The sequence below is a fragment of the Streptomyces sp. NBC_01515 genome, from assembly GCF_045040345.1.
Classification (GTDB): Bacteria; Actinomycetota; Actinomycetes; order Streptomycetales; family Streptomycetaceae; genus Streptomyces.
Map to the genome: position 1 here is coordinate 8,165,162 of NZ_CP109416.1, position 19,632 is coordinate 8,184,793.

The window sequence follows — 19,632 nt, forward strand, 5'->3', positions numbered from 1 at the left end:
GACCCAATGACCTCCTCTTCTTCCCCTTCCCAGGACACTGAGCGCCTCGCGCACGCCTACCCCGAAGGTCTTCGGGCCGATGCCCTGATGGAAGAGGACGTCGCCTGGAGCCACAAGATCGACGGAGAGCGGGACGGCGACCAGTTCGACCGCTCCGAGCGGGCGGCCCTGCGCCGCGTCGCCGGCCTCTCCACCGAGCTTGAGGACGTCACCGAGGTCGAGTACCGACAGCTCCGCCTGGAGCGCGTCGTACTCGTCGGCGTCTGGACCACGGGCACGGTCCAGGACGCGGACAACTCGCTCGCCGAGCTGGCCGCCCTCGCGGAGACCGCGGGCGCGCTCGTCCTCGACGGTGTCGTCCAGCGCCGCGACAAGCCGGACGCGGCCACCTACATCGGTTCGGGCAAGGCCAACGAACTGCGGGACATCGTCCTGGAGACCGGCGCCGACACCGTCATCTGCGACGGTGAGCTCAGCCCGGGCCAGCTGATCCACCTCGAAGACGTCGTCAAGGTCAAGGTCATCGACCGTACGGCCCTGATCCTCGACATCTTCGCCCAGCACGCCAAGTCCCGGGAGGGCAAGGCGCAGGTCGCGCTCGCGCAGATGCAGTACATGCTGCCGAGGCTCCGCGGCTGGGGTCAGTCGCTGTCCCGTCAGATGGGCGGCGGCTCGGGCGGCGGCCTCGCCACCCGTGGTCCCGGTGAGACCAAGATCGAGACGGACCGGCGTCGTATCCGCGAGAAGATGGCGAAGATGCGCCGGGAGATCGCGGACATGAAGACGGGCCGCGACATCAAGCGCCAGGAGCGCCGCCGCCACAAGGTGCCCTCGGTCGCGATCGCCGGTTACACCAACGCCGGAAAGTCGTCCCTGCTCAACCGCCTCACGGGCGCGGGCGTGCTGGTCGAGAACTCGCTGTTCGCGACCCTCGACCCGACCGTGCGCCGGGCCGAGACCCCGGGCGGACGGCTGTACACGCTGGTCGACACCGTCGGATTCGTCCGGCACCTGCCGCACCACCTGGTCGAGGCCTTCCGCTCCACGATGGAGGAGGTCGGCGACGCCGACCTGATCCTGCACGTGGTGGACGGTTCGCACCCGGTCCCGGAGGAGCAGCTGGCCGCTGTACGCGAGGTGATCCGGGATGTCGGCGCCACGAAGGTGCCCGAGATCGTCATCATCAACAAGGCGGACGCGGCCGACCCGCTGACGCTCCAGCGGCTGATGCGGAACGAGAAGCGCTCCATCGCGGTCTCGGCCCGCACCGGCCAGGGCATCGCCGAGCTGCTCGCGCTCATCGACAGCGAACTGCCGCGCCCCTCGGTCGAGATCGAGGCGCTCGTGCCGTACACCCACGGCAAGCTGGTCGCCCGCGCCCACTCCGAGGGTGAGGTCATCTCCGAGGAGCACACGCCGGAGGGCACCCAGCTCAAGGCCCGGGTGCACGAGGAACTGGCGGCGGAACTCGCGCCGTACGTCCCGGCACCGCTGGCCTGACGGGTCGTAGCACTGCAAGTCCGAAGGCCCGCCCCCAACTCTCTTCCCGGGGGCGGGCCTTCGGCGTGCACGCGTGCGTGCGGGTCAGCGGCCGCCGTACGTCCTGCTCATGTTCTGGTAGAGCGACTCGGCGGTGGCGCCGAGTTGGGGGCCCGCGAGCCAGGTGTTGTCGGACGGGCCGATCGAGGTGTTGGAGACCAGCTCCGTCTTGCCGTTCACCACGCGGAACCAGCCGCCGCCGGACGAACCGCCGGTCATGGTGCAGCCGATGCGGTACATCGTCGGCAGGGCCGTGCTGAGCGACAACCGGCCGGGCCGGTCGAGGCACTTGAACATCTTCAGACCGCTGTACGGCGGCGCGGCCGGGTAGCCCCAGGCGCCCATCGAGCCGACCTCGGTCGCGGAGGGCGCCGAGAAGTCGACGTCGAGCGCGGCGCCGACCGTCTCCTCAAGGGACTTGGAACCGGACTGTGGCTTCACATGGAGGATGGCGTAGTCGTACGCGGCACCCGCGCCGCCCGTCTCCGAGCCGCCCTGGATCCACTGGTTCGAGGTCGAGGCCCAGTCTGCCCACCACTGGCCGTAGGGAGCGATCTCGGACGTCGAGGCGTTGCTCAACTGGGAGGCGGACTCGCCGAGGTCGTTGTACGAGGGCACGAACTCGATGTTGCGGTACCAGCCGCCGTCCTTGCCCGCGTGGACGCAATGGCCCGCCGTCCACACGAGGTTGGACTTGCCGGGGTGGTTGACGTCCTTGACGACCGTGCCGGAGCAGACCATCGAGCCCTCGGGGGAGTCGAAGAAGACCTTCCCGACCGGGGCCGCGTTCTGGTGATACGGCGTCTTCTCGGCCGCGGCCTCGACGGGCGCCGGATCCGGGTCGCTGACGCCCTGGTCGGCGGCGGCGTCCTTCGTGGAGACCGACTTGTTGGCCTCCTCGGCGGACTGCATCCGCTCGGGCTTCCACAGCCCCTTGATCACCGGGTTGACGAAGTCCTTGGCCTCACTGAGCCACTTGTCCTTGTCCCAGTTCTTCCAGCCGCCGTCCGCCCACTTGTCGACATCGACGCCGTGCGCCTTGAGCTTGTCGGCGACGGACGCCGGAATCCGGACCTTGTCCTGGCCGGAGGCCTGAGTAGCGGTGGCGGCGGGCTTGTCGTTCGCCGAGTCGTCGCCGTCGCAGGCGGTCGCGGTGAGCGACAGCGCCGCGACGAGACCGACGGCAGCCAAGCCGGTGTGCCGCCCGCGCCGGGACGACGCGGGCGTACGTGTGGAACGCATGGTGCTATAACCCCCGTGAAAACTGCTGACCTTACTACTGCCGATTACTACTGATCGCGCATAACTGACCGTGTACTGCTGGTCGTTCTGCGACACCCCACTATGCCGGGGGAGTTGGGGACGAACGCCGGTGAGGTGGTGAGGTTCCTGTGAGACACCCCGCCGAAGTCTGTCCTTCGACTGTGCCTGCTGCCGCGCCTACTGGCTGGCGAACTTCTTGCTGACCGAGTCGTACACACCCTTGGCCACATCACCCAGCCGCGGACCCGCCAGCCAGCCCGAAGTCACCGGCCCGATCGAGGTGTTGGACACCAGCGACGGCTTGCCGTCGGAGCCCGTCTCGACCCAGCCGCCACCGGACGAACCGCCGGTCATGCTGCATCCGATGCGGTACATCGTCGGGTCCGAGGCGTTGATCGACAGCCGCCCCGGCTTGTCCGTGCACTGGTACAGCGTCGAACCGTCGTACGGCTTCGCCTCGGGGTAGCCGGTCGCCGTGATGCTGGACACCTTCGGCACGGCCGGCGCGCCGAAGTTCACCGGCAGCGCCGAACCGACCGTCTCCTCAAGGGACTTGCCCCCATTGCCCTTCTCGGGCGTCACATGGATCACGGCGTAGTCGTACGACGAACCCTGCCCGCCCGTCTCGCCGCCCTGGTCGATCCACTGCTGAGAGGTCTGCGCCCAGTCGCCCCACCAGACACCGTACGGAGCGACCTGGTCCCGACTCGCGGTCGCCAACTGAGCTGTTTTCATACCCGCGTTGTTGTACGACGGCACGAACGCGATGTTGCGGTACCAACCGCCCTTTTTGCCGGCGTGCACGCAATGGCCCGCCGTCCACACCAGGTTGGACTTGCCCGGGTGCGCCGGGTCCTCCACGACCGTCGCCGAGCAGACCATCGTGCCCTCGGGGGAGTCGAAGAACACCTTGCCCGCCGTAGCCGCGTTGGCGTGGTAGGTCGGCGTCACGGCCTTCGCGTTCACCACCGCGGGCGTCGGGTCGGTCACGCCCTGGTCACCGGAGATGTCGCTGGTGTCGACTCCCGTGTCCGGGTCGTTGGCGTCCCGCATCCGGCCGGAACTCCACAGCCCCTTGATGATCGGGTTGATGTAGTCGTCGGCCTCGCGCAGCCAGTCGTCCGTGTTCCAGTTCTTCCAGGCGCCGTTCTTCCACTTGTCGATGTCGATCCCGTGCTCTTTGAGCTTGTCCCTGATGTCGTCCGGGATCTTGATCTTGCCGTCACCGGTGTCACTGCTGGTGGCTGACGCGGTGGACTTGCCATCGGCCTTCGTGTCACTGGAATCGCATGCGGTCGCGGTGAGTGCGAGCGCCGAGGCGAGGGCAACTGCGGCCAGTACGGGGGAGGTTCCGCGACGCGCGCCCCTCCCACGACGGGCGGTGAAGGACGGCCGTATCGATCGCATGGTCTTGACTCCCCCTGGGTGAACGGATGTTGCGCTTCCGGCGGTGATCTCAGCGAACCCGCAGCCTTCGGAACGGCATCACACACTATGCGCTCGCTGTGGGGGACTTCCCACGGGACGGCAACGGTTCCGTCACGGCAAGGATCTTGGGACAACCCGTAACCCCGTGGGCGGTGCGGGGTTGGTAGCGAGGGGGCCTGCTGTCGATGCGCGGTCCCGTGCGCTTGTGTGGGCGGGCTTGGCGGTGTGTCTGCGGTGGGGCGGGAGGGCGGCCTTGGGGCGTCGGTCGGTGGGCGGGCAGTACGAGGGGCCCCTGGGGCGTGAGTTGGGGTGCGGGCGGTACGAGAGCGCCCTGCGGAAGTGCATCGGTACGTCGGCTGGCCTGTACCGGTACGCCGACCGGTCGCCGCCGGCATGCCGAGGTGACTGCTCCGGAAGGTGGAGCGCCACCGGACGTCAACTCGGCTGATCGGCAGCACCAGTTGCAGAACCACCAAGCTCAACACTAGCCAGAACAACGGGACTTGACCCCACACGTTTCCCACTCCGCAACACCTCCCGAGGAACAGTCTTGAATCCCACGCCCACCTCTGACGGCCGCTCCCACGAGGCGAGCCCTCGACACACGCAGACCCTGGCGTCGGCGTCCGCGTCGGCGTCCGCGTCGGCCGAGTCCGTGCCTCGGCAGCAGCCCCGGAGCCCAGAAGTAGGTGAGCCGCGCGGTGCAACAATCACCGACCTCCTGGAACACCCCGACCCCCACACCGCCGCCCAGGCCGCAGCCGTTGAGAACCTCCTGCGCTGCTGGGTACGCGAAACGAACCTCCCCGCCCCCACCAACGGCACCCTCCACATCCCCCTCCCCGCCAGCGGCACGGCCCTGCTCGCCCAGGTCCACTACTGGTCCCCGACCGGCTGGCACCGCTTCGGCCTCCCGTACCTGTCCGACGTTCCCTACGGCGCACCACCGGTCGACGCGGTGACGGTCGCGGCGTTGCTCGCCAGGGAGGCGGGGTGGGCCGGCCGTGCTGCCGGGGTTGCTGACGTATCGGCAGTTCCCGGCGTCCCGTTAGTCGTTGACGAGCAGGTGGCAGAGGCACCGGCACCGGCACCAGAATCCGCAACGGCAGCCGAAACCGTGACGGACCTGGTGGCCCGCGTAGCCGACTCCGTCCGCCGTACCGTCACCTTCATCACCGACCGCCGGGCACACCCGGCCGACGGCCCCGACCTCTTCCTCTCCGCCGAACAGGCACTCCTGCTCGGCCACCCGTTGCACCCGACCCCGAAGAGCCGCGAGGGCCTCTCCGAGACCGAAGCCCGTCTGTACTCACCGGAGTTGCGCGGCTCCTTCCCGTTGCACTGGCTGGCTGTCGCCCCTTCCGTGCTCGCGACCGACTCGGCCTGGACCGAACGCGGCCGGCCTGTCCCCGCCGCTCACCTCACAGCCCGACTCGCCGGCCCCGAAGTGCCGTTGCCCGAGGGCCATGCCGCTCTTCCCCTCCACCCGTGGCAGTGGCGGGAGATCCAACACCGAGCCGATATCGCGGCCTTGCTCGACGCCGGCCTGATCCAGGACCTCGGCACCCATGGCGCCCCGTGGCACCCCACCTCCTCCGTACGAACCGTCCACCAATCCGGCGCCCCCGCCATGCTCAAGCTGTCCCTGGGCCTCCGCATCACCAACTCCCGCCGAGAGAACCTCCGCAAGGAGCTCCACCGAGGCGTCGAGGTACACCGCCTGCTGCGCACCGGCTTGTCTCAGCAGTGGCATGCCACCCACCCGGGCTTCGACATCGTTCGCGATCCAGCTTGGCTGGCCGTCGACGCGTTGGACGAGTGCGGCGCCGACCGTGCCAGCGGTGGGGAGCGTGATGCCCGGGTGCCCTTGGCCGGAATCGACGTGGTGATCCGCCACAACCCGTTCAGCGCGTCCGACGATGTGTCCTGCATCGCCGGGCTCGTCTCACTCCGGCCGTACGCGGGGTGGAGCGCCAGTGTTGGCGGACCGGCGGCAACCTCGTACACGAGCCACTTCAGCCACACCAATCTCTCCGCGTCCGGCGCACCGCTGTTGCGGTCCCGCCTGGCCGAGATCGTCACGGGCCTCGCCGTGCGAACCGGCCGGTCGCGAGGAGCAGCTGCCGCCGAGTGGTTCCTGCGCTACCTGGAGCAGGTCGTCCGTCCCGTGCTGTGGCTGGACAGCGAGGCGGGGATCGCCCTGGAGGCGCACCAGCAGAACACCCTGCTTCTGCTGGACGGTGAAGGTTGGCCCGTGGGCGGGCGTTACCGCGACAATCAGGGCTACTACTTCCGCGCATCCCGGCGCGCGGAACTCGACGCCCGGCTGCCCGGCATCGGCGAACACAGCGACACGTTCGTCTCCGACGAGGTCACCGACGAACGCTTCGCGTACTACCTCGCGATCAACAACGTGCTCGGTCTCATCGGAGCGTTCGGCTCGCAACGCCTCGCCGACGAGCGGCTGTTGCTCTCCGCCTTCCGCCGCTTTCTCGGCGACGTGGCCTCCGGTCCCGCCCGACTGCGCACCTCCCTGCCGGCCCGCCTCCTCGACTCACCCGTCCTGCGCTGCAAGGCCAACCTGCTGACCCGGCTGCACGGCCTCGACGAACTCATCGGCCCGGTCGACACCCAGTCCGTCTACGTCACCATCGCGAACCCCCTTCGTTTCTGATCGTCACCGTCACCACCGCCGGGTTCGAATGCCACCAGCTTCTTCCGACTTCGACCGCCGCCGACCCCCTTCAACCCCGACCACCACCAATCAGCCCCCGACTACCGCCAACTCCCTTCGCCCCTGAGGAACATGACCCACCCCATCTCCTGAGAGGAGTGCCACCGTGCCTCCCACTGACGCGAGCACCGACACCGCGACTGCCACCCGCTCAGACCTAGGCACCAGCGCGAGTGCGGGCCAGAGCCCAGGTACGGACGGCGAGGACACCCTCGACCTCCGCCTGCCCGAAGAGTTCATCGCGCTCTGTGCCGCGGCGGACGCAGCCGACGCGGTAGACCATGGCGCTGTAGCTCACCGTGCGGCGTCCCACGACGAGGTAGACCACCACGCATCGGTTCCCCGTGCTGCTGGTCCCGACGAGGCCGACACCATCGGGCTACGGAACCCGCCGGAGGGCACGGCGGCCACGGCCCAGCCCAACTCCGCCGTCCAGCCCAACGCTGTCGTCCCGCCCGACGTAGACGCCCCACCTACCTCCGACTTCTCGCCCAACTCCCACATCCCGCCCGGCGACAACCTCCTTGACCGCGTAGCCGACTGGGGCCCGACCAACACCCCCGCAGGCACCTTCCACCTCCTCCCCGTTCACATCGAACGCGACCTTCCGCTGATCAACCGCTGGATGAACGACCCCGCTGTCGCAGAATTCTGGGAACTGGCCGGCCCTCAGACGTTGACCGAGGACCACCTGCGCGCCCAACTCACCGGTGACGGACACAGCGTTCCCTGCCTCGGCGTGCTGGACGGCACCCCGATGAGCTACTGGGAGATCTACCGCGCGGACCTAGACGCACTGGCCCGCCACTACCCCGCCCGGCCGCACGACACCGGCATCCACCTCCTCATCGGTAACCTCGCCGACCGAGGACGAGGACTGGGCGTCACCCTCCTCCGGGCCGTCGCCGATCTCGTACTCGACAAGCGGTCCGCCTGCGCTCGCATCGTCGCGGAACCCGACATTCGCAACACCCCTTCCGTAGCCGCTTTTCTGGGCGCCGGTTTCCGGTTCTCCGCCGAGGTCGACCTGCCCGCCAAGCGGGCCGCCCTCATGGTCCGAGACCGTTCCTTGCGCGATCTGCTGTAGCGCCATGTGGCAGCGCCATCACTTTTGGTACACCGCTCGGGCCGGTCGGGTTCCCACTCCCTCGCATCGGATTCCGACATCCGCGCCTCGGCCGCCCGACTCCGCCGCCCAAACTCACCGCCCAAGCCCACCCCGAGCCGACCGGATCCTCGAAACAATCCGAACCGACGCTGCCGAACCACTCCACCAATCCCAGCCCCCGAACCAATCCGACCCCACCCGCAACAACCCGAGTCCGCCTCGAACAACCCGAGCCCGCCTCGAACCAAACCAGCCCCAACCAGCACCCCGTCCGCGCCCAAAACCAACCCGATTCCCACCCGATTTCCACCCGAACAAAACCGACCCCCACCCAAAAGCCCCCGGTCGAGATCCGCCCCCTCCCCTCGCCTTGATCGCCCGGCTGTCAGTCCCGCCCCGTAGGCTGGTCGCGCTATGACGAAGCCCTCACTCCCCGAACTCCTGCATGCTGCCGTCACTGCCGTCGGCGGTTCGGAGCGCCCCGGCCAGGTGACCATGGCCGAAGCCGTCGCGGAGGCGATCGACGACGGCTCCCATCTGCTGGTTCAGGCCGGCACCGGCACCGGAAAGTCGCTCGGCTACCTCGTGCCCGCGCTCGCGCACGGGGAGCGTGTGGTCGTGGCGACCGCCACCCTCGCGCTCCAGCGTCAGCTCGTGGAGCGCGACCTGCCGCGCACGGTCGACGCACTGCATCCGCTGCTGCGCCGCCGCCCCCAGTACGCCATGCTCAAGGGCAGGTCGAACTACCTGTGCCTGCACCGGCTCCACGAGGGCATGCCGCAGGACGAGGAGGAGGGCCTCTTCGACCAGTTCGAGGCGGCCGCCCCCACCAGCAAGCTGGGCCAGGACCTGCTGCGGCTGCGCGACTGGACGGACGAGACCGAGACCGGCGATCGTGACGACCTCACTCCCGGAGTCTCCGACCGCGCGTGGGCGCAGATCTCGGTGTCCTCCCGCGAGTGCCTGGGCGCCCAGAAGTGCGCTTACGGGGCGGAGTGTTTCGCGGAGGCGGCCCGCGAGCGCGCCAAGCTCGCCGACGTCGTCGTCACGAACCACGCACTGCTCGCGATCGACGCCATCGAAGGCGCCCCCGTCCTCCCGCAGCACGAGGTGCTGATCGTCGACGAGGCCCATGAACTGGTCTCCCGGGTCACCGGAGTTGCCACCGGTGAGCTCACCCCGGGACAGGTCAACCGCGCGGTGCGCCGCGCCGCGAAGCTGGTCAACGAGAAGGCCGCCGACCAGCTCCAGACCGCCGCTGAGGGCTTCGAGCGGCTGATGGAGCTTGCCCTGCCGGGTCGCCTGGAGGAGATCCCGGAGGACCTCGGTTACGCCCTCATGGCGCTGCGCGACGCCTGCCGCACGGTGATCTCCGGGATCGGCGCCACCCGCGACAAGTCCGTGCAGGACGAGGACGCGGTCCGCAAGCAGGCGCTGGCCTCCGTAGAGGCCGTACACGACGTGTCGGAGCGCATCACCAACGGCTCCGAATGGGACGTCGTCTGGTACGAACGCCACGACCGCTTCGGCGCCTCCCTGCGCGTCGCCCCCATGTCCGTGTCGGGCCTGCTCAGGGAGAAGCTCTTCACGGACCGCTCGGTGACCCTGACCTCCGCGACACTGAAGCTCGGCGGCGACTTCAACGGCGTAGGTGCCTCCCTGGGCCTCGCCCCCGAAGGCACCGCCGGCGACGACCTGCCGCAGTGGAAGGGTGTCGACGTGGGCTCGCCCTTCGACTACCCGAAGCAGGGCATCCTGTACGTCGCCAAGCACCTCGCGCGCCCCGCGCGGGACGGCGATCGTGCCGACATGCTGGACGAGTTGACAGAGTTGATCCAGGCGGCCGGCGGTCGCACCCTCGGCCTCTTCTCTTCGATGCGGGGCGCCCAGCTCGCCGCAGAGGAACTGCGCTCCCGCATCCCCGAGTACCCGATCCTGCTCCAGGGCGAGGAGACGCTCGGCGAGCTGATCAAGAACTTCGCGGCCGACCCGAAGACCTGTCTCTTCGGCACGCTGTCGCTCTGGCAGGGCGTCGACGTGCCCGGAGCCAGTTGCCAGCTCGTCGTCATGGACAAGATCCCGTTCCCGCGCCCGGACGACCCGCTGATGAGCGCCCGCCAGAAAGCGGTCGAGGACGCCGGGGGCAACGGCTTCATGGCGGTGGCCGCCACACACGCGGCGCTCCTCATGGCCCAGGGAGCCGGCCGCCTCGTCCGCGCGTCAGGGGACCGAGGCGTGGTCGCCATCCTCGACCAGCGGCTCGCGACCGCCCGCTACGGCAGCTATCTCAAGGCGTCACTGCCCGACTTCTGGTACACCACCGACCGCAACCAGGCCCGGAGGTCGCTGGCCGCGATCGACGCGAAGGCGAAGCAGGAGGAAGCCGAAGCGGAGTGATCCGGGGCGGTGTTGGCCCGGTACGCCGGGTCAACACAGTTTGACGACCGGCATCGGATCGACGACCGGCCGCCACCGGGGCCCGGACAGCACAGGACCCCGGAACCGGCGCAGGGGTCCCGGGGTCCGGTCAGGGGGCCGGGCCGATGAGGCCCGCCCACCGCGGCCGTCACACGCGCCGCAGTACTGCCACCACCTTGCCGAGGATCGTCGCGTCGTCGCCCGGGATCGGCTCGTAGGCCGAGTTGTGCGGGAGGAGCCAGACGTGGCCGTCCTCGCGCTTGAAGCGCTTGACGGTCGCCTCGCCCTCCAGCATGGCGGCCACGATGTCACCGTTCTCGGCGACCGGCTGGCGGCGCACGGTGACCCAGTCGCCGTCGCAGATCGCGGCCTCGATCATCGAGTCACCGACGACCTTGAGGACGAACAGCTCACCGTCACCGACCAGTTGGCGGGGGAGGGGGAAGACGTCCTCGACCGACTCCTCGGCGAGGATCGGGCCACCGGCGGCGATCCGGCCCACCAGCGGTACGTACGACGCGGCGGGCTTGCCCGCGGTGTCCGTGGGCTGCACCGACGAGGACTGGTCGCTGCCGCGAACCTCGTACGCGCGCGGGCGGTGCGGGTCGCGGCGCAGGAAGCCCTTGCGCTCCAGTGCCATCAGCTGGTGTGCGACCGAGGATGTGCTGGACAGGCCCACGGCCTGGCCGATCTCGCGCATCGACGGCGGGTAGCCCCGTCGCTGCACCGAGTCCCTGATGACCTCGATCACCCGGCGCTGCCGGTCCGTGAGCCCCGAGCTGTCCGCCCGGATACCGGGAGGTCGGCCCGGCAGGGAGCGCTTTTGTCCCTCGGGATTCGCGGCTTCGTTCATTGCATGCACCGGCTCGAGTCGGCCCTGGGAGCGATCCTGGGCAGTGATGGTGGCACTGTCTGCGGTGGTGGTCACGTCGGCCCCTCTCGATGGTCTCCCTGCTGGACAACGGTAGTTGCTTTCGAAAGGTTGCGCCAAACACACGTTCGAGTGAAAAAGTACAGATAGCCTGTTGCGATCACGCGTCTGGGTGTATGGCCAACGCGGCACCTGGCGGACAAGAGAGCCCATTGTTGTACTTTTCGCCGCCGTGGTGGTGGCCTCGCGGGTTGTCGCCTCAGTCTGCCACCCGGTGTCCCGGCAGTCGGGGGCCGGTCCCGTTCTGTGCGGGAGCCCCACGTCTCCTCCGTGCCGCGCTCACGGTATCTCCGTAAGTGGCCTGGCGGTACGGCTGTGTGCCCGCGTGTTCCGGGTGACGGGATGGTCGTATGGCACATGCCGATACGGTGCGACACGCGCGTACGGCGTGTTTGTGTGAGCCAATCACCACATCTAGTGGTTGGATTGCGGCAGCAGCCCAGAAGTTGTGGTCCCCCGGGTCTCCAGAGCCTCGGTCATCGCCTATGCTTGGGGCTGCTTCGAGAGGCCCAAGGGGTCTCACGAGGCTATTGAGTCTGCTGCGAGGGAGGGTTGGAGACCATGCACTGCCCCTTCTGCAGGCACCCCGACAGCCGTGTCGTCGACAGCCGTACGACCGACGACGGCACGTCGATCCGCCGGCGCCGCCAGTGCCCTGACTGCTCCCGTCGTTTCACGACCGTGGAGACGTGCTCGCTCATGGTGGTCAAGCGGTCCGGAGTCACCGAGCCGTTCAGCCGTACCAAGGTCATCAACGGTGTGCGCAAGGCATGCCAGGGACGGCCTGTCACCGAGGACGCACTCGCCCAGCTCGGCCAGCGGGTCGAAGAAGCGGTGCGGGCCACCGGAAGCGCCGAACTGACCACCCATGACGTCGGGCTGGCCATACTCGGCCCGTTGCAGGAACTCGACCTCGTCGCCTATCTGCGATTCGCCTCCGTCTACAGGGCGTTCAACTCCCTTGAGGACTTCGAGGCCGCGATCGTGGAGCTGCGCGAAGTGACCCCAGGCCCCGCCGCGGACGACGAAGACGCGGTATCGGGGAGCCAGGAAGACGACGGCGGGACCGGAGGGACTGTTCAGGTCCCCGTGCCCGCCCACTCCGCCGACTGACCGACGGGCCGGAACCGGGCGGAGACCCCGGGTCCGGCCGGGCGGCGGCGAACCAGGACTTGTTGCGGGGCCATGAGCTGTGGGCGCCCGCGGCATCAGACAAACACTCTGCCACGGGAACATCGTGGCATTTTCAGGCGTTTTCGCCTGTAGAGGGAGGCGGCATGACAGAGACGGCGAGCGGTCCGGCACGAGGTTCCCGCGCGAAGGGCACCAAGACCACCAAGGGACTGCGCATCGAGCGTATTCACACCACCCCCGGCGTGCATCCGTACGACGAGGTGGAGTGGGAGCGTCGTGACGTCGTCATGACCAACTGGCGCGACGGCTCGGTCAATTTCGAGCAGCGTGGCGTCGAGTTCCCCGCCGAGTGGGCGGTGAACGCGGTCAACATCGTCACCAGCAAGTACTTCCGCGGTGCCGTGGGCACCCCGCAGCGCGAGGTGAGCCTCAAGCAGCTCATCGACCGCATCGTGAAGACGTATCGGAAGGCCGGCGAGGACCACAAGTACTTCGCCTCGCCCGCCGACGCCGAGATCTTCGAGCACGAGCTGGCGTACGCCCTCCTGCACCAGGTCTTCAGCTTCAACAGCCCCGTCTGGTTCAACGTCGGGACCCCGCAGCCCCAGCAGGTCTCGGCCTGCTTCATCCTGGCCGTCGACGACTCCATGGAGTCGATCCTCGACTGGTACAAGGAAGAGGGCATGATCTTCAAGGGCGGTTCCGGCGCCGGCCTGAACCTGTCCCGCATCCGCTCCTCCAAGGAACTGCTCTCCTCCGGGGGCAACGCCTCGGGTCCGGTCTCCTTCATGCGCGGCGCCGACGCCTCCGCGGGAACCATCAAGTCCGGTGGCGCCACCCGCCGCGCGGCCAAGATGGTCATCCTGGACGTCGACCACCCCGACATCGAGGACTTCATCCAGACCAAGGTCAAGGAAGAAGAGAAGATCCGCGCGCTGCGTGACGCGGGCTTCGACATGGACCTGGGCGGCGACGACATCACGTCGGTCCAGTACCAGAACGCCAACAACTCGGTCCGCGTGAACAACACGTTCATGCAGGCCGTCGAGAACGGCGACAAGTTCGGCCTGACGTCCCGCATGACCGGCGAGGTCATCGAGGAGGTCGACGCCAAGCAGCTCTTCCGCAAGATGGCAGAGGCCGCCTGGGCCTGCGCCGACCCGGGCATCCAGTACGACGACACCATCAACCAGTGGCACACCTGCCCGGAGTCCGGCCGTATCAACGGCTCGAACCCGTGCAGCGAGTACATGCACCTGGACAACACGTCCTGCAACCTCGCCTCGCTGAACCTGATGAAGTTCCTGAAGGACGACGGCAAGGGCCTCCAGTCCTTCGAGGTCGAGCGCTTCGCCAAGGTCGTCGAGCTGGTCATCACCGCGATGGACATCTCCATCTGCTTCGCGGACTTCCCGACGCAGAAGATCGGCGAGAACACGCGCGCGTTCCGCCAGCTCGGCATCGGCTACGCCAACCTCGGCGCCCTGCTGATGGCGACCGGCCACGCGTACGACTCCGACGGCGGCCGTGCCCTCGCCGGTGCCATCACCTCCCTGATGACCGGCACGTCGTACAAGCGCTCCGCCGAACTCGCCGCGGTCGTCGGCCCGTACGACGGCTACGCCCGCAACGAGCAGCCGCACCTGCGCGTCATGAAGCAGCACGCCGACGCCAACGCCGTGGCCCCGCGCGCGGACGACCTGGACACGCCCATCTGGGCCGCGGCCACGGAGTCCTGGCAGGACGTGCTGCACCTCGGTGAGAAGAACGGTTTCCGTAACTCGCAGGCGTCCGTCATCGCCCCGACCGGCACCATCGGTCTCGCGATGTCCTGCGACACCACGGGACTTGAGCCCGACCTCGCCCTGGTCAAGTTCAAGAAGCTGGTCGGCGGCGGCTCGATGCAGATCGTCAACGGCACGGTCCCGCAGGCCCTGCGCCGCCTGGGCTACCAGGAGGAGCAGATCGAGGCGGTCGTCGCCCACATCGCCGAGAACGGCAATGTGATCGACGCCCCGGGCCTCAAGACCGAGCACTACTCGGTGTTCGACTGCGCCATGGGCGAGCGTTCCATCTCCGCGATGGGCCACGTCCGCATGATGGCCGCCATCCAGCCCTGGATCTCCGGAGCGCTCTCCAAGACGGTCAACCTGCCGGAGACGGCGACCGTCGAGGACGTCGAAGAGGTCTACTTCGAGGCGTGGAAGATGGGCGTCAAGGCGCTCGCGATCTACCGCGACAACTGCAAGGTCGGCCAGCCCCTCTCCGCCAAGACCAAGGAGAAGGAGAAGGTCGAGGTCACCGCCAAGGCCGAGGAGACCATCCGTACCGCGGTCGAGAAGGTCGTCGAGTACCGCCCCGTCCGCAAGCGTCTCCCCAAGGGCCGCCCGGGCATCACGACCTCCTTCACGGTCGGCGGCGCCGAGGGCTACATGACCGCCAACTCCTACCCGGACGACGGTCTCGGCGAGGTCTTCCTGAAGATGTCGAAGCAGGGCTCGACCCTCGCGGGCATGATGGACGCCTTCTCGATCGCCGTCTCCGTAGGCCTGCAGTACGGCGTGCCCCTGGAGACGTACGTCTCCAAGTTCACGAACATGCGCTTCGAGCCGGCCGGCATGACGGACGACCCGGACGTGCGGATGGCGCAGTCGATCGTCGACTACATCTTCCGTCGCCTGGCGCTCGACTTCCTGCCCTTCGAGACGCGCTCCGCGCTCGGCATCCACTCCGCCGAGGAGCGCCAGCGCCACCTGGACACCGGTTCGTACGAGCCGACCGAGGACGAGGTCGACGTAGAAGGTCTGGCTCAGTCGGCGCCGCGCGCCCAGGAGTTGAAGGCAGTGGCCGCTCCGAAGGCCGTGGTCGAGGCGGCCAAGCCCGCCCCGCAGCAGGCGCACACCAGCGCCGAGCTGGTGGAGATGCAGCTGGGCATCCAGGCCGACGCCCCGCTCTGCTTCTCCTGCGGTACGAAGATGCAGCGGGCCGGTTCCTGCTACATCTGCGAGGGGTGCGGCTCGACCAGCGGCTGCAGTTGATCAACCGCACCTGCTTGAAGTGAACTAGCTGTTCAGGGCGGTGAAGCCGGTATCCGGGCTTCACCGCCCTCAGCGTGTCCGGGCCCGGGGCGAATCCGGTTTCCCAGCGGAACGATCAGCGGTTAATCTCCCTCGACGTGCATGACGCGCATAGCGTGCGCACAGGGGAGGGTGGGGGCATGGTCGACAATTCCGTCGAGCCCGAAAAAGGTATGAGGGCGGGGGCCCAGGCAGTCGCGGCGGTGGTGGTGGTCGGGGGTGTCGTAGGCGGCATGTGGGGACTCGGGGGAGTCCTGCCGAAGACGTCGCAGCAGGACAGTAAACCGGCGACCTGTACGGCGAGCGCGGACAAGTCCCTGCCGGCGAAGTACGTCTCGCCGGCGCAGCTCTGCACGGCTCTGAACCGCGCGGACCTTCCGGTGCTCCTGGGGACCCCGGACGAGCACGCGGAGACCGCCGGGGGCAGCGCGGGCTGGATGACGCTCGCCGGTGGCACCAAGATCGCCAGCCCCGAGGCCGACGTGGACCTGACGACCTATTCCGTACGGCTGTCGGCGTCCTACGACGACGTTCCCGTCGCCGAGGCGGCCCGCTACGTGGACTCGACCTCAGAGGTGAAGATGGTCCTGGGGCACCCGGCCGTCCTCTACTCGGACCGGACCATCGCCATCAGCTTCAACCTCGGCGGAGGGAAGGCCAGTACGGGCCCCGGGGGCATCGCCCGCAGCCTGCTGGTGTCCACGAGCGCGAAGGACGGCGGCGACTCCTTCGAGATATCCATCTGGCGTCAGGACGACGTGCCGCCGGACGACGAGGCGCTGTTCCGCATCGCCGAGGAGGTGCTGCCGACGGTCCCGGGCTGGACCGCCGGCTGACGGCGCCGTCCGCGACGGGCTCAGGGCTGCTGCGCCCTGCCCATCGTCCTGGTGAAGGTCGCGGGGTCGTCCTCGAAGCCCCGGATGCCGGGATGGAAGTCCCAGCTTCCGGACTCGTCCCGGACGAACTCCCCGACCGTCGCCGCCGTAGCACCGAGGACGTCACCGAAGTCGTCCTCGGTGAGGACGGTGTACCCCTCGCGGATGCGCAGCTTCGGGTTGAGGACGTTGACGAACGTGCGGTGGGCGACCCGCTGTTGGATGACGACACCGACCACCACGCGCGCGTACCGCTCGGAGAGCCGGTCGAGCTCCAGGGTCATGACCTCGTCCCAGCCGAAGCCCTTGCCGTCCTTGCTGTCCCGGTTGAGATAGATGGTGCCGTCGGGCGAGCGGCTGTCGAAGTGCACCGCGTACGCGGGAGCGCCGTACAGGTCGCCCGCCACATACGTGGTGGCGACGATGTCCAGATCGACGGGCGGCTGCCCGGTGGGACTCGGATCCCACTGGAGCCCGACTTCGGCCTTGCGGATCCCCTTGTTGAGGCCGTTCACCACAGTTCCCCTTCCCCGTTCGCCTCGATCGCGCGCCCCAACTACTGGGCGATCAGCCTTCGTTGTCCATCGTGCCACGTGCGCGGGGGCGCATGCGCCGACGATCTCAGCCGGAGCGTGACCGGCGCCACGCTCCAGGGCCTTACGATGGCGCGGTGCTGGTCAAGTGGATTCGCTGCACCGTGGTGGACCGCCGCGGCTTCGAGCGCGGGCAGCGAAAGTGGGCGGGGCTTCTGGGGGAGCCGGGATTTCGGGGACAGGGGGGAGGCTGGAGCAGAGCGCGGCCAGGGGTGGCACACATTTTCGCGTTCTGGGAAAGCCGTGCCTTCTACGACTCCTTCATGGCCCGATCCCACGACCGGCTGGCGTCGGCCCAGGTGGGCACCTTCAAGGACGCGCAGGTCAAGCTGTTCGACCACCGCTTCGACGTGAAGACCGGCTTCGAACCGCGCTTCACCGACGCGGACCTGGTGCGGGTGGCCCTGTGCCGCGTCCACGAGGAGCGCGCCGAGCACTTCACGCTGATGCAGGAGAAGGTCTGGAACCCGGCGATGGCCGGTTCCCCCGGCATGCTCCGCGGGTTGTTCGGCGAGGCCCCGGGACACGAGTTCATGGTGCTGTCGATGTGGCACTCGGCCGCCGAGCACGGCAAGTACCGCACCGAGCGGATTGAGCGGCTCGCCCTGCGGGCCCAGATCGAGGCCGACATCGACTCCCTCACGGGAGACATCGTCCAACTGGAACCGTCCTGGACGGTTTGAAATCCGAACTGACCTCACCGGCGTCTCGATGTGTGAATCGCGCGCCCCTATGTGGCCGATCGGGCACAATTCGTGTGACCTACGCCGTATGGAGCCCGTACGAGTGCTCGATATGCCGTCTCTCGATCTAGGGTTTTGGCATGGCACGACCACGGCGCATCGTCCTTGTCCGGCACGGCGAGTCAACGGGCAATGTTGATGACACCGTCTACGAGCGTGAACCCGACCATTCCCTGGCGCTGACCGACCAGGGTTGGCGACAGGCTGAGGAGACCGGAAAGCGGTTGCGGGAGGTGTTCGGCCGCGAGCGCCTCAGCGTGTACGTGTCCCCGTACCGCCGTACGCACGAGACCTTCCGCGCCTTCCACCTGGACCCCGACCTCGTCCGCGTACGCGAGGAACCCCGGCTGCGCGAACAGGACTGGGGGAACTGGCAGGACCGCGACGACGTACGCCTCCAGAAGGCTTACCGGGACGCGTACGGGCACTTCTTCTACCGCTTCGCCCAGGGCGAGTCCGGCGCCGACGTCTACGACCGGGTGGGCGGCTTCCTGGAGAGCCTGTACCGCAGTTTCGAGGCCCCCGACCACCCGCCGAACGTGCTCCTCGTGACCCACGGCCTGGCGATGCGGCTCTTCTGTATGCGCTGGTTCCACTGGACGGTCGCGGAGTTCGAGTCGCTGTCGAATCCGGGGAACGCCGAGATGCGGATGCTCGTTCTGGGAGACGACGGCCGGTACGCGCTCGACCGGCCGTTCGACAGCTGGCGAGACCCGGAGCCCTACGGGATCACCGGATAGGGTGGCCGACCGATGATCGCTGACTCCTCTTCCGGCACTCCCGGCCCTTCTGTTTCTCCTGCCTCTCCCGACTCGCCCGACGCGCGCCTGGACCGCGCCCTGGCCAGCCTGCGTGGACTCGCCGTGGGCGACGCGCTGGGCTCGCAGTTCTTCGTCCCCGCCAACCACCCGCTGCTCAAACGCCGCGAACTGCCCCCGACTCCCTGGCAGTGGACGGACGACACGGAGATGGCGTGCTCCGTGGTCGCCGTCCTGGCCACTAACCGCCGCATCGACCAGGACGCCCTGGCGCACTCCTTCGCCGAACGCCACGACTTCGACCGCGGCTACGGCCCCGCGGTCAACCGGCTGCTGCGCCTCGTCCGTGAAGGCGGCGACTGGCGCGAACTGTCCGCCGCGCTCTTCAACGGACAGGGGTCGTGGGGCAACGGGGCAGCGATGCGGATCGCACCCCTGGGCGCCTGGTACGCGGACGACCCCGAGCAGGCCACCCACCAGGCGGAGATCTCCGCCTACCCCACGCACCAGCACCGTGAGGCCGTGGTGGGTGCCATGGCCGTCGCCGCGGCCGCCGCGCTGGCCGCGGCCCCCGGCGGCCCGCCCAGTGCCGAGGCACTCCTCGACGGCGTCATCGCACTCGTACCGAAGAGCGCCGTCGGCGCGGGCCTGCGGCGCGCCCGGGACATGCTCGACTACGCCGATCCCGGCACCGTCGCGGCCGTACTGGGCTGTGGGCGCCGTACGTCCGCCCACGACACGGTCCCCTTCGCGCTCTGGTCGGCCGCGCGCGGTCTCGGCGACTACGAGGCGGCGTTCTGGGCCACCTCTCAGGTCGGCGGGGACGTGGACACCACCTGCGCCATCGTGGGCGGTGTGATCGCCGGAGGGAAGGCGGGGGCGCCGCCCGCCGAGTGGTTGGAGCGGACGGAGACGCTGCCGGGCTGGGTTCCGAAGTCCGTCTGACGTCCACACCTCGCCACCCGGGCAGCGCTGCCCCCAACCGATCCAAACTCTCCGTGCCTGTTGGGAACTCTCCGTGACCGCCCGTC

General features: G+C 68.6%; 14 protein-coding genes. 10 read left to right on the forward strand and 4 right to left on the reverse strand.

Annotation, left to right across the window (positions count from 1 at the left end; genetic code table 11):
- The first annotated feature begins 6 nt into the window (after positions 1-6).
- Positions 7-1,500, forward strand: a complete 1,494-nt coding sequence (gene hflX, locus OG407_RS36990) for a GTPase HflX (protein ID WP_403603840.1) — start codon at positions 7-9, stop codon at positions 1,498-1,500.
- Positions 1,501-1,584: 84 nt separating this feature from the next.
- Here the strand turns inward: hflX and OG407_RS36995 are convergent, their stop codons facing one another.
- Complete coding sequence (locus OG407_RS36995; protein WP_405863982.1) at positions 1,585-2,781, reverse strand: trypsin-like serine peptidase; 1,197 nt, start codon at positions 2,779-2,781, stop codon at positions 1,585-1,587.
- A 198-nt stretch (positions 2,782-2,979) separates the two neighbouring features.
- Positions 2,980-4,209: a trypsin-like serine peptidase gene (locus OG407_RS37000; RefSeq protein WP_405863984.1), complete on the reverse strand. Its 1,230-nt coding sequence runs from the start codon at positions 4,207-4,209 to the stop codon at positions 2,980-2,982.
- Positions 4,210-4,780: 571 nt separating this feature from the next.
- Here OG407_RS37000 and OG407_RS37005 point away from each other — a divergent pair.
- The 3 genes from OG407_RS37005 to OG407_RS37015 all read left to right on the forward strand — a co-directional run bounded on the left by OG407_RS37005 (position 4,781) and on the right by OG407_RS37015 (position 10,469).
- Entirely contained in the window at positions 4,781-6,904 is a 2,124-nt protein-coding gene (locus OG407_RS37005) for an IucA/IucC family protein (RefSeq protein WP_405863986.1), read from the forward strand.
- A gap of 166 nt (positions 6,905-7,070) precedes the next feature.
- Positions 7,071-8,051: a GNAT family N-acetyltransferase gene (locus tag OG407_RS37010; protein WP_405863988.1), complete on the forward strand. Its 981-nt coding sequence runs from the start codon at positions 7,071-7,073 to the stop codon at positions 8,049-8,051.
- A gap of 435 nt (positions 8,052-8,486) precedes the next feature.
- The gene (locus tag OG407_RS37015; RefSeq protein WP_405863990.1) at positions 8,487-10,469 is read left to right on the forward strand and encodes an ATP-dependent DNA helicase; all 1,983 of its coding nucleotides are present in this window, start codon (positions 8,487-8,489) and stop codon (positions 10,467-10,469) included.
- A gap of 169 nt (positions 10,470-10,638) precedes the next feature.
- On the opposite strand, the gene lexA is transcribed toward OG407_RS37015, so the two are convergent.
- A complete protein-coding gene (lexA, locus tag OG407_RS37020; RefSeq protein WP_366493388.1) occupies positions 10,639-11,418 on the reverse strand; it encodes a transcriptional repressor LexA in 780 nt (259 codons plus the stop codon).
- Between the two features lie 564 nt (positions 11,419-11,982).
- Here lexA and nrdR point away from each other — a divergent pair.
- The 3 genes from nrdR to OG407_RS37035 all read left to right on the forward strand — a co-directional run bounded on the left by nrdR (position 11,983) and on the right by OG407_RS37035 (position 16,468).
- Positions 11,983-12,534, forward strand: a complete 552-nt coding sequence (gene nrdR / locus OG407_RS37025; protein WP_399396853.1) for a transcriptional regulator NrdR — start codon at positions 11,983-11,985, stop codon at positions 12,532-12,534.
- A 164-nt stretch (positions 12,535-12,698) separates the two neighbouring features.
- Positions 12,699-15,593: a vitamin B12-dependent ribonucleotide reductase gene (locus OG407_RS37030; RefSeq protein ID WP_405863993.1), complete on the forward strand. Its 2,895-nt coding sequence runs from the start codon at positions 12,699-12,701 to the stop codon at positions 15,591-15,593.
- A gap of 179 nt (positions 15,594-15,772) precedes the next feature.
- A complete protein-coding gene (locus OG407_RS37035; protein ID WP_403584161.1) occupies positions 15,773-16,468 on the forward strand; it encodes a DUF6215 domain-containing protein in 696 nt (231 codons plus the stop codon).
- 20 nt (positions 16,469-16,488) lie between these two features.
- Here the strand turns inward: OG407_RS37035 and OG407_RS37040 are convergent, their stop codons facing one another.
- Positions 16,489-17,022 (reverse strand): TerD family protein, encoded by a 534-nt coding sequence (locus OG407_RS37040; protein ID WP_329349205.1) that lies wholly within the window; start codon positions 17,020-17,022, stop codon positions 16,489-16,491.
- Positions 17,023-17,177: 155 nt separating this feature from the next.
- On the opposite strand from OG407_RS37040, the gene OG407_RS37045 reads away from it, so the two are divergent.
- The 3 genes from OG407_RS37045 (at position 17,178) to OG407_RS37055 (ending at position 19,546) form a co-directional block, all read left to right on the forward strand.
- Positions 17,178-17,783, forward strand: coding sequence for a YdbC family protein (locus tag OG407_RS37045; protein WP_328678075.1), 606 nt, complete (start codon positions 17,178-17,180; stop codon positions 17,781-17,783).
- 140 nt (positions 17,784-17,923) lie between these two features.
- Entirely contained in the window at positions 17,924-18,583 is a 660-nt protein-coding gene (locus OG407_RS37050) for a histidine phosphatase family protein (RefSeq protein WP_266862851.1), read from the forward strand.
- 12 nt (positions 18,584-18,595) lie between these two features.
- On the forward strand, positions 18,596-19,546 hold the full coding sequence (locus OG407_RS37055) for an ADP-ribosylglycohydrolase family protein (RefSeq protein WP_405863996.1): 951 nt from the start codon (positions 18,596-18,598) through the stop codon (positions 19,544-19,546).
- Positions 19,547-19,632: the final 86 nt, after the last annotated feature.

What these genes read in the sequence shown, in the direction of transcription:
- hflX (WP_403603840.1), top strand. Translation starts at nt 7, where the DNA reads ATGACCTCCTCTTCTTCCCCTTCCCAGGACACTGAGCGCCTCGCGCAC.
- OG407_RS36995 (WP_405863982.1), bottom strand. Translation starts at nt 2,781, where the DNA reads ATGCGTTCCACACGTACGCCCGCGTCGTCCCGGCGCGGGCGGCACACC.
- OG407_RS37000 (WP_405863984.1), bottom strand. Translation starts at nt 4,209, where the DNA reads ATGCGATCGATACGGCCGTCCTTCACCGCCCGTCGTGGGAGGGGCGCG.
- OG407_RS37015 (WP_405863990.1), top strand. Translation starts at nt 8,487, where the DNA reads ATGACGAAGCCCTCACTCCCCGAACTCCTGCATGCTGCCGTCACTGCC.
- nrdR (WP_399396853.1), top strand. Translation starts at nt 11,983, where the DNA reads ATGCACTGCCCCTTCTGCAGGCACCCCGACAGCCGTGTCGTCGACAGC.
- OG407_RS37030 (WP_405863993.1), top strand. Translation starts at nt 12,699, where the DNA reads ATGACAGAGACGGCGAGCGGTCCGGCACGAGGTTCCCGCGCGAAGGGC.
- OG407_RS37035 (WP_403584161.1), top strand. Translation starts at nt 15,773, where the DNA reads ATGGTCGACAATTCCGTCGAGCCCGAAAAAGGTATGAGGGCGGGGGCC.
- OG407_RS37050 (WP_266862851.1), top strand. Translation starts at nt 17,924, where the DNA reads ATGGCACGACCACGGCGCATCGTCCTTGTCCGGCACGGCGAGTCAACG.
- OG407_RS37055 (WP_405863996.1), top strand. Translation starts at nt 18,596, where the DNA reads ATGATCGCTGACTCCTCTTCCGGCACTCCCGGCCCTTCTGTTTCTCCT.